The organism is Streptomyces sp. NPDC048584 (genome assembly GCF_043199595.1).
Taxonomy (GTDB): Bacteria; Actinomycetota; Actinomycetes; order Streptomycetales; family Streptomycetaceae; genus Streptomyces; species Streptomyces edwardsiae.
This window is the reverse complement of the sequence record NZ_JBICWF010000018.1, coordinates 69,396-82,261: the sequence shown is the minus strand read 5'-3', so window position 1 is coordinate 82,261 and position 12,866 is coordinate 69,396. Positions and strand designations below refer to the sequence as shown.

The 12,866-nt window shown below is 71.7% G+C and carries 13 protein-coding genes; 9 read left to right on the top strand and 4 right to left on the bottom strand.

Annotated elements, in window-relative coordinates; translation table 11 throughout:
- The first annotated feature begins 38 nt into the window (after nt 1-38).
- The 3 genes from ACGFR9_RS31535 to ACGFR9_RS31525 all read left to right on the top strand — a co-directional run bounded on the left by ACGFR9_RS31535 (nt 39) and on the right by ACGFR9_RS31525 (nt 2,539).
- Nucleotides 39-581: a DUF5304 domain-containing protein gene (locus ACGFR9_RS31535; RefSeq protein ID WP_393215338.1), complete on the top strand. Its 543-nt coding sequence runs from the start codon at nt 39-41 to the stop codon at nt 579-581.
- Nucleotides 582-707: 126 nt separating this feature from the next.
- Nucleotides 708-1,661 carry an ROK family glucokinase gene (locus ACGFR9_RS31530; protein WP_030228167.1) on the top strand — a complete coding sequence of 318 codons (954 nt, stop codon included), beginning with the start codon at nt 708-710 and terminating at the stop codon, nt 1,659-1,661.
- Between the two features lie 131 nt (nt 1,662-1,792).
- Nucleotides 1,793-2,539: an endonuclease/exonuclease/phosphatase family protein gene (locus ACGFR9_RS31525; protein WP_393215335.1), complete on the top strand. Its 747-nt coding sequence runs from the start codon at nt 1,793-1,795 to the stop codon at nt 2,537-2,539.
- A 6-nt stretch (nt 2,540-2,545) separates the two neighbouring features.
- Here the strand turns inward: ACGFR9_RS31525 and ACGFR9_RS31520 are convergent, their stop codons facing one another.
- Both ACGFR9_RS31520 and ACGFR9_RS31515 read right to left on the bottom strand, forming a co-directional pair.
- Complete coding sequence (locus tag ACGFR9_RS31520) at nt 2,546-3,160, bottom strand: hypothetical protein (protein WP_393215332.1); 615 nt, start codon at nt 3,158-3,160, stop codon at nt 2,546-2,548.
- Complete coding sequence (locus ACGFR9_RS31515; protein WP_393215329.1) at nt 3,153-3,950, bottom strand: alpha/beta hydrolase; 798 nt, start codon at nt 3,948-3,950, stop codon at nt 3,153-3,155. Before ACGFR9_RS31515 ends, ACGFR9_RS31520 begins: the two co-directional genes overlap by 8 nt.
- Before the next feature lie 189 nt (nt 3,951-4,139).
- On the opposite strand from ACGFR9_RS31515, the gene ACGFR9_RS31510 reads away from it, so the two are divergent.
- From ACGFR9_RS31510 to ACGFR9_RS31490, 5 genes are all read left to right on the top strand, one after another.
- On the top strand, nt 4,140-4,943 hold the full coding sequence (locus ACGFR9_RS31510) for a lysophospholipid acyltransferase family protein (RefSeq protein WP_393215538.1): 804 nt from the start codon (nt 4,140-4,142) through the stop codon (nt 4,941-4,943).
- A 25-nt stretch (nt 4,944-4,968) separates the two neighbouring features.
- Nucleotides 4,969-6,207, top strand: a complete 1,239-nt coding sequence (macS, locus tag ACGFR9_RS31505) for a MacS family sensor histidine kinase (RefSeq protein ID WP_393215326.1) — start codon at nt 4,969-4,971, stop codon at nt 6,205-6,207.
- Nucleotides 6,204-6,893, top strand: coding sequence for a response regulator (locus ACGFR9_RS31500; protein WP_393215323.1), 690 nt, complete (start codon nt 6,204-6,206; stop codon nt 6,891-6,893). Before macS ends, ACGFR9_RS31500 begins: the two co-directional genes overlap by 4 nt.
- A gap of 124 nt (nt 6,894-7,017) precedes the next feature.
- Entirely contained in the window at nt 7,018-8,046 is a 1,029-nt protein-coding gene (locus ACGFR9_RS31495) for a 6-phosphofructokinase (protein ID WP_393215320.1), read from the top strand.
- A 275-nt stretch (nt 8,047-8,321) separates the two neighbouring features.
- Nucleotides 8,322-9,317 (top strand): 2-hydroxyacid dehydrogenase, encoded by a 996-nt coding sequence (locus tag ACGFR9_RS31490; RefSeq protein WP_393215317.1) that lies wholly within the window; start codon nt 8,322-8,324, stop codon nt 9,315-9,317.
- Here the strand turns inward: ACGFR9_RS31490 and ACGFR9_RS31485 are convergent.
- Both ACGFR9_RS31485 and ACGFR9_RS31480 read right to left on the bottom strand, forming a co-directional pair.
- The gene (locus ACGFR9_RS31485) at nt 9,269-11,197 is read right to left on the bottom strand and encodes an anthranilate synthase family protein (protein ID WP_393215314.1); all 1,929 of its coding nucleotides are present in this window, start codon (nt 11,195-11,197) and stop codon (nt 9,269-9,271) included. The two genes, ACGFR9_RS31490 and ACGFR9_RS31485, sit on opposite strands and share 49 nt — an antisense overlap.
- Before the next feature lie 106 nt (nt 11,198-11,303).
- Nucleotides 11,304-11,360 carry a trp operon leader peptide gene (locus ACGFR9_RS31480; RefSeq protein ID WP_107062014.1) on the bottom strand — a complete coding sequence of 19 codons (57 nt, stop codon included), beginning with the start codon at nt 11,358-11,360 and terminating at the stop codon, nt 11,304-11,306.
- Nucleotides 11,361-11,461: 101 nt separating this feature from the next.
- Between ACGFR9_RS31480 and ACGFR9_RS31475 the strand changes: the two genes are divergently transcribed.
- The gene (locus tag ACGFR9_RS31475; protein ID WP_393215312.1) at nt 11,462-12,817 is read left to right on the top strand and encodes a class II 3-deoxy-7-phosphoheptulonate synthase; all 1,356 of its coding nucleotides are present in this window, start codon (nt 11,462-11,464) and stop codon (nt 12,815-12,817) included.
- The last annotated feature ends 49 nt before the right edge of the window (nt 12,818-12,866 follow it).

Here is a 12,866-nt window from a genome sequence, read left to right as displayed (position 1 = left end):
GTACCGTCGACAGTGCCACCCGCAGTCAGGAGCCCGTCATGAGCGAACAGCTCCCCCCGTCCGACGACGCAGGGGACGAGATCGTCGAGAAGCCGGCGGAGGACGTACGGGAGGCCCCCACGGAAGCCGAGGCCGCGGCCGAGACCCACGCCGACGCCTGGGCGACCGCCGCCGCCGAGGACCTGGAGGCGGAGAAGGCCCGCCGCCGCGCCGAGTACGGACCGCCCCCCGGCTCCGCCGCCGAGGAGCTGAGGAAGCTCGTCGACACGATCGCGGACAAGCTCTCCGGTCTGCAGTCCCCGCTGCTCGGCGCGGTCGCCGGGCCGGCCGCGCAGCAGGTGGTCCGGCAGGTCGTCCAGCAGGCGAAGGCCGCCGTCGAACCCGTCATCGAACGCAACCCGGACGTCTTCGACCACCTCGCCGCCGCCGGCACCGAACTGCTCGCCGCCTACCGCTCCGCCGTACAGGACCAGGAGCGCCGCTGGACGGCCCGCGAGTCCGGCCCCCGCGACCCCGACGAGCGCCGGGACCGGGGCGACGACCCCGGAACGGGCCCCGGCGAGCGCATCGACCTGGACTGACACCGCGGTCCCCGGCGGGGTTCCCATGATCCCGCCGGACCGCTCACCGTACGGACGCACGGCCCTCCTGGGCAGCGCCTCGGGTACCGTTGGCGGTAGCGGGGCTCGACCGAAACTGAGGGATTCATGGGACTCACCATCGGCGTCGACATCGGCGGCACGAAGATCGCGGCCGGCGTGGTCGACGAGGAAGGCAACATCCTCTCGACCCACAAGGTGCCGACACCGGGTACGCCCGAGGGCATCGTGGACGCCATCGCCTCCGCGGTGGAGGGAGCGCGCGCCGGGCACGACATCGTCGGCGTGGGCATCGGCGCGGCCGGATACGTCAACCGCCAGCGCTCCGAGGTCTACTTCGCCCCCAACATCCACTGGCGCAACGAGCCGCTCAAGGAGAAGGTCGAGGCCCGCACGGGTCTCCCGGTCGTCGTGGAGAACGACGCCAACGCCGCCGCCTGGGGCGAGTACAAGTTCGGCGCGGGCGCCGGCCACCGCAACGTCATCTGCATCACGCTCGGCACCGGCCTCGGCGGCGGCATCATCATCGGCAACAAGCTGCGCCGCGGCCACTTCGGCGTGGCCGCCGAGTTCGGCCACATCCGCATGGTGCCCGACGGCCTGCTGTGCGGCTGCGGCTCGCAGGGCTGCTGGGAGCAGTACGCCTCCGGCCGCGCCCTCGTCCGCTACGCCAAGCAGCGCGCCAACGCCACCCCGGAGAACGCGGAGACGCTGCTCTCCCTCGGCGACGGCACGCCCGACGGCATCGAGGGCAAGCACATCTCCATGGCCGCCCGCCAGGGCGACCGGGTCGCCGTCGACTCCTACCGCGAGCTGGCCCGCTGGGTCGGCGCCGGCCTCGCCGACCTGGCCTCCCTCTTCGACCCCTCCGCGTTCATCATCGGCGGCGGCCTCTCCGACGAGGGCGAACTGGTCCTCGGCCCGATCCGCAAGTCCTACAAGCGCTGGCTGGTGGGCAGCAACTGGCGCCCCGTCGCCGAAGTCCTCGCCGCGCAACTGGGCAACAAGGCAGGTCTGGTCGGCGCGGCGGACCTGGCCCGCGAGCCCGACCCGGTGATGTGAGGACCACGTCCTGACGTACGGCCGCGGCGCACGCCGCTGAGGGGGCGCGGGGATCTGCGCGACGAGCCACGAACCACCGGCAGTCGCACATGACCCCCGCGCCCCGCGTCATGGGGCGTACATTGACCGGCATGGAGCCGCTGCCCAACTCCCACACGGAGTCCGACGGTTCGGCCGTTGTCCGGGTGCTGAGTTACAACATCCGCTCGATGCGGGACGACACCCACGCGCTGGCCCGGGTGATCGGTGCCTGTGCGCCCGATCTGGTGCTCGTGCAGGAGGCGCCGCGGTTCTTCCGCTGGCGGAAGAAGCTGGCCCGGCTCGCCTCCGAGACGGGGCTGGTGATCCTCTCCGGGGGTGCCACCGCCGCAGGGCCCGCGATCCTGTGCTCGCTGCGGGCCACCGTCGAGCGGACCGAGGATGTGCTGCTGCCGCTCACACCGGGGCAGCACCGGCGTGGGTTCGCCACCGCCGTCGTACGGTTCGGGGGTGCGCGGGTCGGGGTGCTGAGCTGTCATCTGTCGCTGGAGAAGAGCGAGCGGTACGCGCAGGGCGGGATGCTGCTGGACCGGCTCGCCGGGATGGGCGCCGAGCACGCCGTCGTGGGCGGTGATCTGAACGAGTGGCCGGGCGGGCCCACCTTCCGGCGGCTCACCGAGTCGCTCACCGACTGCTGGGACGCCGCGCCCTGGGGCGGTGAGCACACCTGGACCCGCGACGAACCGCACCGGCGGATCGACGCCCTGTTCGTCAGCAAGGGCGTCGAGGTCCTGGGGTGCGGGGTGCCGGTCGGGCAGCCCGGGGTGAGGGAGAGCGACCTCGCGGCGGCCACGGACCACCTTCCGGTGCTGGCCGCCCTCCGGGTGCCCGCCGTCTGACCGGCGTCAGACCACCGCGCCGCGCCCCGGGTCGTCCCCGTCCTCGTCGTCCGTGCGCATCCGCGTCACCAGGGTGACGAAGCCGCCCAGGAAGCCGCCGATGCACAGGGTGGTCAGCCACCAGGACATCTCCCAGCCGAGCAGTACCGCCAGCAGAAGCAGCAGCGGACCGCCCAGCACCCCCAGCCAGGCGAACCTCGACGTGACGTCGACGTCCGGCAGCGGGGGAGGCTCCGGCGGGACGAAGTGGCCCTCGTCGGTCTCGTCGAGGTCGTCGTCCGAGGGTTCCGGCACGCTGTAGTCGCGCGGGCCGCCGACCCCGGGCGCGAAGGAGACGGAGCCGCCCAGCGGCTTGGCCGGCTTCTCCTCGGCCTTCCGTGTCGTCGTCGTCCCCGCCTCGCCGTCGTTGGTCTCCGGCTCCAGCAGGGCCAGATCCTCGACGGACTTGAACGGCTTGGCGCCCGGCGGGTCCGGCGGCTCGTCGCCGTACCCGGCGACGATCGCCTCCCACGCGGCGGACTCGTCGAAGGGGACCCCCTTCTCCTCCGGCTCACGGCCTTCACGGCCTTCACGGCCTTCACGGCCCTCGCGGTCCTCGCGGTCCGAGTCGTGCTCAGCCACCTGCGGTCGTCCCTTCCTTGCCGAGACCCGGCTCCCTGACGGTGCCGGGCGTCAGCCGGCCGATGAACGCGGTGCTCTCCTCGAAGATCCGCTCCGCGTCATAGTCCAACGTCGCCACGTGGTAGCTCTGTTCCAGCAGGATCTCCGTGGTGTCCGTCGACGACACCCGGCCGAGGATCCGCGCCGAGTCCGCGGGCGGCACCACATGGTCCTGCGGGCTGTGCAGCAGCAGCAACGGCTGGGTGACCTGGGGCAGCTCGCCGTCGACCAGCCGGAAGAAGTTCCGCAGCGAGTGCGCCGCGTGCAGCGGCACCCGGTCGTAGCCGAGCTCCCTGCTCTGCGGCTTCGCGATGTCGCTCGCGATGCCCTTCGTCGCCGGGACGAGATGGCGCAGTACGGGGAGGGCGTGCGCGGCCACCCCGTGCACCTTGTTGGCGGGGTTGACGACCATCACCCCGCTCACCGCGTCACCGTGCCGTGCCGCCAGCCGCAGCGCCAGCGCGCCGCCCATCGACAGACCGGCGACGAAGACCCGCTCACGGCGCTCCAGCAGCAGCCGCAGTTCGCGGTCCACCTCCGCGTACCAGTCCTGCCAGCCGGTGACCCCGAGGTCCTGCCAGCGGGTGCCGTGCCCGGGCAGCAGCGGCAGTGAGACGGTCAGACCGCGGGCGGCGAGATGCTTCGCCCACGGGCGCAGCGACTGAGGCGAACCGGTGAAGCCGTGGCAGAGGAGGACGGCGGTCTCCCCGCCCTCGTGGCGGAACGGCTCGGCTCCGGGCAGGAGCGGCACCTTCGGCCTCCTGTTCGTAGGAAGGTCTGGCACGTCACGGTGATCGCGGCACGCGCCGCACAAGGGGTGCAGGACCTTCACCGTACGCGACCGCACTGACACCGACCAGGGCCGTCGGGCCCTTTGACGGTGCTCCGGGATATGGTCTGACCAACACGCACGGGAGGCACTCGGTTGTTGTACGGCACGATGAAGGTCGCCATCGGAGGGCCGCTGAAGCTCGCCTTCAGGCCCTGGGTGGAGGGCCTGGAGAACATCCCCGCCGACGGACCGGCCATCCTGGCCAGCAACCACCTGTCGTTCTCCGACTCCTTCTTCCTGCCGGCCGTACTGCACCGCAAGGTCACCTTCATCGCCAAGGCCGAGTACTTCACCACACCGGGGATGAAGGGCCGGCTGACGGCCGCCTTCTTCAAGGGCGCGGGTCAGCTCCCGGTGGACCGGTCCGGCGCGCGCGGTGCCGGTGAGGCCGCGATCAAGAGCGGCATAGAGGTGCTGGAGCGCGGCGAGCTGTTCGGCATCTACCCGGAGGGCACCCGCTCGCCCGACGGCCGCCTCTACCGGGGCAAGCCCGGCGGTCTCGCGCGTGTGGCGCTGGCCACCGGGGCGCCCGTGATCCCGGTCGCGATGATCGACACGGAGAAGATCCAGCCGCCCGGACAGGTCATGCCGAAGCTGATGCGGCCCGGCATCCGGATCGGCAGGCCGCTGGACTTCACCCGCTACCAGGGCATGGAGCACGACCGTTTCGTCCTGCGCGCGGTGACCGACGAGGTCATGTACGAGATCATGAAGCTGTCCGGCCAGGAGTACGTCGACATGTACGCCACCGCCATGAAGCGTCAGCTCACGGAGGCGGCCAGGGCCGAGAAGGAAGCGGAGAAGGCGGCGAAGGCCGCACTCGCCCGCGCGGAGAAGGAACAGGCCGACAAACTGAAGGCCGCGATGGAGCAGACAGGCCGGGAGCGGGACGGGAGACCGTCCGGCCCGTAGACGTGGGCTCGGGGGAGTGGGGGACATGACCAGGCGCGAACGAGTCATGCGCATGTCGGTCGAGCAGCCGCTGTGGCGTGCGCTCACCGGCTACCGGATCCTCACCCTCCTCTACGCGATCGGCCTGTTCGCCACCGCCTACGAGACGTTCCCCCGCCCCTGGATCGCCGTCGGCTACTACACCGTCCTCGCGGGCTGGACCCTGGCCACCCTGCCCAGGACCGCGAGTGCCGCCGCCTGCACCAAACGCTTCCTCACCGCCGATCTGACCATCGCGCTCACCGGCATCCTGCTCACCCCGATCGCCGACGCGCCCGCACGCGTCGAGGCGGGCGGCCCGACCCTGCCGTCGATCTGGACCGCCGGATCGGTGCTCGCCTTCGCCATCAAGGGCGGCTGGCGCTGGGCGGCCCTCGCCTCCACCCTCGTCGCCGTGGCCAACCTGATCGAACGCGGCGGCCCCGCCCGCGACACCGTGCACAACGTGATCCTCGTCTGGGTCGCCGCCATCGCCATCGGCTACGTCGTCGAGGTCGCCCGCGCCTCCGAGCGCACCCTCGCCCGCGCCCTGGAGATCGAGGCGGCGACCAGGGAACGCGAGCGGCTCGCGCGGGACATCCACGACAGCGTGCTCCAGGTCCTGGCGATGGTGCAGCGGCGCGGCGCGGTGATCGGCGGTGAGGCGGCGGAGCTGGGCCGGATGGCCGGCGAGCAGGAGGTCGCCCTGCGCACCCTGGTCTCCGGCGGGCTCGTCCCCGTCTCCCGCGCCTGTGAGGACACCGCCCAGGGGGCCGTCGTACGGGCCGTCGACGAGGACGACAGCACCGGTGACGAGCCGGTCGACCTGCGGGTCCTCCTAGCCCCCTACGCCGGGGCCCTGGTCAGCCTCGCCGAGCCCGGAGCGCCGGTCCGGCTGCCGTCGCCCGCCGCGCGGGAGGTCGCCGCCGCCGTGGGAGCCGCTCTGGACAACGTCCGCGCGCACGCGGGGGAGCAAGCCCGTGCCTGGATCCTCGTCGAGGACGAACCGGACGAGGTGATCGTCACCGTCCGCGACGACGGACCCGGCATCCCCGACGGCCGGCTCGCCCAGGCCGAGGGCGAGGGCCGGCTCGGCGTGGCCCTCTCCATCCGGGGCCGGCTGCGCGACCTCGGCGGCGGCGCCGAACTGATCTCCGTACCGGGGCAGGGCACGGAGGTCGAACTGAGACTGCCCAGGAATCAGCCGGAAACGGACACACGGCGGGGGAAGGCGGAACGGCGATGACGGACACCACAGGGGAGCGCGAGAACATCAGGGTCATGGTCGTCGACGACCACCCCATGTGGCGCGACGCCGTCGCCCGCGACCTGTCCGAGTCCGGCTTCGAGGTCGTCGCCACCGCGGGCGACGGCGAGCAGGCGGTGCGCCGCGCCAAGGCCGTCGCACCCGACGTCCTCGTCCTCGACCTCAACCTGCCCGGGAAGCCCGGCGTCCAGGTCTGCAAGGAGGTCGTCGCCGCCGGCCCCGCCGTACGGGTGCTGGTGCTGTCGGCCAGCGGGGAGCACGCCGACGTCCTGGAGGCCGTCAAGTCCGGTGCCACCGGCTATCTGCTGAAGTCCGCCTCCACCGAGGACCTGCGGGACGCGGTACGCCGTACGGCGGCCGGCGACCCGGTGTTCACCCCCGGCCTCGCCGGACTGGTCCTCGGCGAGTACCGCCGCCTCGCCTCCGAACCGGCCGGTGCCGCCCCCGGCCACGGCGAACCGGGCGCGCCCCGGCTGACCGACCGCGAGACCGAGGTGCTGCGCCTGGTCGCCAAGGGTCTCAGCTACAAGCAGATCGCCGAACGCCTCGTCATCTCCCACCGCACCGTGCAGAACCATGTGCAGAACACCCTCGGCAAGCTGCAGCTGCACAACCGCGTCGAACTCGTCCGCTACGCCATCGAGCGCGGCCTCGACGACGCATAGGGCCAACAACCCCTTTCCGCTGAGGAATTGACCGTCCCGGCCATGTTGATGTGACCCGGATCACCCTTACCGTGCCAGGTGGGAACGAACGGCATTTCGGCAACCATGGCGAAGGGACACTTCCATGCGGGTCGGAGTACTGACCGGAGGCGGCGACTGCCCCGGGCTCAACGCCGTCATCCGGGCCATCGTCCGCAAGGGCGTCCAGGAGTACGGGTACGACTTCACCGGATTCCGGGACGGCTGGCGCGGCCCCCTCGACGGGCGCACGATCCCCCTCGACATCCCCGCGGTGCGCGGCATCCTGCCCCGCGGCGGCACCGTCCTCGGCTCCTCCCGGACCAATCCGCTGAACGAGGAGAACGGCGTCCGCCGGATCAAGGACAACCTCGCCGCGCTGGGCGTGGACGCCCTCATCACCATCGGCGGCGAGGACACCCTCGGCGTCGCCACCCGCCTCACCGACGAGTACGGCATCCCGTGCGTGGGCGTGCCCAAGACCATCGACAACGACCTGTCCGCCACGGACTACACCTTCGGCTTCGACACCGCCGTCGGTATCGCCACCGAGGCCATCGACCGGCTGCACACCACCGCGGAATCACATATGCGGGTCCTCGTGGTGGAGGTGATGGGCCGTCACGCCGGCTGGATCGCGCTCCACTCGGGGCTCGCCGGCGGCGCGAACGTCATCCTCATCCCCGAGCAGCCCTTCGACGTCGACCAGGTGTGCGCGTGGGTGACCTCGCGGTTCCGGGCGTCGTACGCGCCGATCGTGGTCGTCGCCGAGGGGGCCGTGCCGAGGGACGGCGACATGGTGCTCAAGGACCAGTCCCTGGACTCCTTCGGACACGTCCGGCTGTCGGGGGTCGGGGAGTGGCTGGCCAAGCAGATCGAGAAACGGACCGGCAACGAGGCCCGCACCACGGTCCTGGGGCACGTCCAGCGGGGCGGCACGCCCAGCGCGTTCGACCGCTGGCTCGCCACCCGCTTCGGCCTCCACGCCATCGACTGCGTACGCGACGGCGACTTCGGCAAGATGGTCGCCCTGAACGGCACGGACATAGTCCGCGTCCCGATGGCCGCCGCCACAGCCCGCCTGAAAACAGTGAACCCGACCCTCTACAAGGAGACAGAGGTCTTCTTCGGCTAACCCCCACCTCCACCCTCCGCCTCCACCCTCCGCCTCCACCTCCGCCTCCGCGCTCCACCCTCCGCCTCCGCGCTCCGCCTCCGCGGGCAGGCGTGCCGCAGGGCGGCACGGGTGGGCGCGACGGCACCCCGCGAGCGCCGGGCCGCGCGAACACCCCCCGCCCAGCCAAAACGCTCCCGGACTACCCCACTGGGCCCAAGCCCACCCCCACCCGCACCCGTATATTCACCACCACGGCACCAACACCCGGCCCGGCCCACCCCCGGAGGGACCCCGTGGAGATCCTCGCCTTCGGCGCCCAAACCGACGAGAAACCCCTCATCGAGCGAGCCTTCGAGGGCCACCACGACATCCACGCCGTGGACGTCTTCCTCACCCCCGACACCGCCCCCATCGCCGCCGGCCACGAGATCATCTCCACCAGCGTCAACTGCGACCTCGGCCCCGCCGTACTCGAGACCCTCGCCGCCGGCGGCACCCGCATGGTCGCCCAGCGCTCCACCGGCTTCAACAACATCGACCTCGACGTCGCCGAACGCCTCGGCCTCACCATCGCCCGGGTCTCGTACTACTCCCCTTACTCGGTCGCCGAGTTCGCCTGGACCCTCGCCATGGCCGTCAACCGCCGGATCGTCCGCGCCTCCACCCGCACCCGCGACTTCGACTTCCGGCTCGACGGACTGATGGGCCGCGACCTGCACGGCCGCACCGCCGGCATCCTCGGCACCGGAAAGATCGGCGAGGCGTTCGCCCGGATCGCCCACGGCTTCGGCATGCGCCTGCTCGGCTGGGACGTCTCCGAGAACCCCGCCTGCCTGGACCTCGGCATGACCTACGTCCCCAAGGAGCAGCTTCTCGCCGAGTCCGACCTGATCAGCCTGCACGTCCCGCTGCTCCCCGCCACCCAGCACCTCATCGACGCCGACGCCCTGAAGACCATGCGGGACGACGCCATCCTGGTGAACTCCAGCCGGGGCGGCCTCATCGACACCGCGGCCCTCGTCGCCGAGCTGCGCGAGGGCCGCTTCACGGGCGTCGGCCTGGACGTGTACGAGGCGGAGGCGGGACTGTTCTTCCTCGACAGGTCCCTGGAGGCCGTCGACGACGACACCCTGGCCCGCCTCGTCACGTTCCCGAACGTGCTGGTCACGTCCCACCAGGCGTACTACACCGTGGACGCCGTGGGACAGATCGTCGCGACCACGGTGGACAACGTCCTCGACTACACCGCCGGCCGCCGCTCGGAGAACGTGCTCGTCCCCCGCAGCTGACCCACCAGCTCCCCGACGATCGCCGCCCCGTTCAGGGTCAGCACCGACTCGGGGTGGAACTGCACCCCACCGAACCCGCGCCCCCGCAGCGCGTGCACCTCGCCGCCCGCCGTGCGGCTGACCTCGATGCCGTGCGCGGCCAGCTCCCGCGCGGTGTCGTCGTCGCAGTGCGCCACGAAGCTGTTGTAGAAGCCGACCGTCTCCGGCCGCCCGAACAGGTCGATCTCCGTCTGCGCCCCCTGGTGGGGGACCTCCTTCCGTACGATCTCCAGGCCCAGCTCGGCCGCGATCAGCTCATGGCCGAGACAGACGCCGAGGACACCGTGCCGGTTCGCCCGGAGGACATCGGCGGTCAGGCCGCGCAGCAACCGCATCTTCGGGTCGGCCGTGTCGGACGGGTCACCGGGGCCGGGACCCAGCACCAGCGGCCCCTCGTGCGCCAGGACCGCCTCCCGGAGCCCCGGCTCGTCGTACCGCCGTACCGTCACGTCCAGCCCGGCCGCCCGCAGCACATGGGCGAGCATCGCGGTGAACGTGTCCTCCCCGTCGACGACCAGCGCGTGACCGGTCAGCGCGTCCGACCGTTCCCGCATCCGCAGCCAGAACGGCGCGAGCGACGCCCGCCGTCCGTCCAGCGCCGCCCGCACCCTCGGGTCGTCGGCCAGCCTCGGCCGTACGGACTCCTCGCGCGGGCGTCCCGGCCGTACGCCCAACGCGGCCAGCACCCCGGCCGCCTTGGCGTGGGTCTCCGCGACCTCGCCCGCCGGGTCCGAGCCGCGCACCAGGGTCGCCCCGACCGGCACCCGCAGCCGCCCGGCCGCGTCGATGTCGGCGGTGCGGATCAGGATGGGGGAGTCCAGCGTCTGGGCGCCGCCCTCGTCGCGGCCGAGGAGGGCGAGCGCGCCCGCGTAGTAGCGGCGCCCGCCCACCTCGTGCCGCTCGATCACCCGGCAGGCGTTCTGCACCGGTGAGCCGGTGACGGTCGCCGCGAACATCGTCTCCTTCAGCACCTCGCGCACATCGAGGGAGGACCGGCCACGCAGCTCGTACTCCGTGTGGGCGAGGTGCGCCATCTCCTTCAGCCGGGGGCCGACGACGACGCCGCCCATGTCGCCGACGGTGCACATCATCTTGAGCTCCTCGTCGACGACCATCGACAGCTCCTCGATCTCCTTGCCGTCGGCGAGGAACCCCAGCAGATGCTCGGGGCTCGGCCCCTCGGCCGGGTAGCGGTAGGTACCGCTGATCGGATTCATCACGACCGTCCCGCCCGAGGCTCTGACATGGACCTCGGGGCTCGCCCCGACCAGCGTCCGCCCGCCCGTCGCCCGCCCCTCCGAGGCAGGCTCTTCGGGTCCCTGCTCGCTTCCGGTGTGGACGACGAACGTCCAGTACGCGCCCCGCTCGCCCTCGAGGAGCCGCCGGAACAGCGCCAGCGCGTCGGCCCGTCCGAACCCCGGGACCTCACCCTCGTACGTCCGCCGGATCACGAAGTTGGCGCCCTCGCCCCGCCCGATCTCCTCGTCCAGGACCCGCCCGACGATCCGCGCGTACTCCTCGTCGTCCACGTCGAAGCCGCCGCCCGTCACCCGCACGTCATGGGCGGGGAGCCGGTCGAGGGCCTCGGCGAGCGGGATCTCGTACCGCTCCTCGGGCGTCAGCACCAGCAGCGGGGTGCCGTCGTCACGGACGTCGAAGCCGCGCTCGCGGATCTGCCGGAAGGGGACGACGGCCAGACACTCGTCGGGCAGGTCGGCCAGGAGGTCCCGTGTGCCGACCGGGCCGATCAGCAGCTCGACCACGTCGTGGTCGTGGCCCGGCGTGCGGCGGCGCAGCAGGGCGAAGGGGCGGTCGTCGTGCGGGAGCTGTGCCAGATCCATGGTGGGGGTCCCTCGTCTCGTCGCTGTCATGAGCGTGAGGAACGACCCCGGGAAACACCGAAGGCCGCCCCTCGGGCGGCCTTCGCGAAGTCTTGCGTACGCGCAGTCAGTGGGCCGCCGGAGAAGCGGGCCACCACCAGTTCTGGGTCGAGTGCGCGAACATGGCAGGCACGCTACACGATGCGAGACGTGACGCGTGCGGCCCCCGTCTCATTTGCTGAGCGCCGGAATGGACGGCCGATTCGACCGCGTACTGTGGGTCGTGTGACCGTAAACGCTGATTCTCAAAGCGTCGCCGCTCAGGCGACCTGGCGAAACCTGCCTGCGGCGCAGCAGCCCGAGTACCCGGATGCCGAGGCTCTGCGCGATGTGATCGCGGAGCTCGAGACGTATCCCCCGCTGGTGTTCGCCGGCGAATGTGACCAGCTGCGCGCGCGTATGGCGGCCGTCGCGCGAGGCGAGGCGTTTCTGCTCCAGGGCGGTGACTGTGCCGAGTCCTTCGACGCGGTGTCCGCCGAGCACATCCGGGCGAAGCTGAAGACCCTCCTCCAGATGGGCGCCGTCCTCACCTACGCCGCCTCCGTGCCCGTCGTGAAGGTGGGACGGATCGCCGGCCAGTACTCCAAGCCGCGCTCCAAGCCGACCGAGACCCGCGACGGTCTGACGCTGCCCACCTACCGCGGCGACTCCGTCAACGGCTTCGACTTCACCGAGAAGGCCCGGATCCCGGACCCCGAGCGGCTGAAGCGCATGTACCACGCGTCGGCGTCCACGCTGAACCTGGTGCGTGCCTTCACCACCGGCGGCTACGCCGACCTGCGCCAGGTGCACGCCTGGAACCAGGACTTCGTGAAGTCGTCCCCGTCCGGCCAGCGCTACGAGCAGCTCGCCCGGGAGATCGACAACGCGCTGAACTTCATGCGGGCCTGCGGCACCGACCCGGAGGAGTTCAAGACCGTCGAGTTCTTCTCCTCGCACGAGGCGCTGCTGCTCGACTACGAGTCCGCGCTCACCCGCGTCGACTCCCGCACGGGGCAGCTGTACGACGTCTCCGGGCACATGGTGTGGATCGGCGAGCGCACGCGGCAGATGGACCACGCGCACATCGAGTTCGCCTCGAAGATCCGCAACCCGATCGGCATCAAGCTCGGCCCGGCGACGACGGCCGAGGAGGCGCTGCAGTACATCGAGCGTCTCGACCCCGAGCGGGAGCCCGGCCGGCTGACCTTCATCGTCCGGATGGGCGCGGACAAGATCCGCGACAAGCTCCCCGAGCTGGTCGAGAAGGTCACCGCGTCCGGCGCCACCGTGGCCTGGGTGACCGACCCGATGCACGGCAACACGTTCGAGGCGGCCTCCGGTCACAAGACCCGCCGCTTCGACGACGTGCTCGACGAGGTGAAGGGCTTCTTCGAGGTCCACAAGGAGCTCGGCACCCACCCGGGCGGCATCCATGTGGAGCTCACGGGTGACGACGTCACCGAGTGCGTGGGCGGCGGCGACGAGATCTTCGTCGACGATCTGCACCAGCGCTACGAGACGGCCTGCGACCCCCGGCTCAACCGCAGCCAGTCGCTGGACCTGGCGTTCCTCGTCGCGGAGATGTACCGCGACCAGTAACGACCGGCCGGCTTCGGGGTGGGGCGCGTATCACAGGGGATCGCGCCCC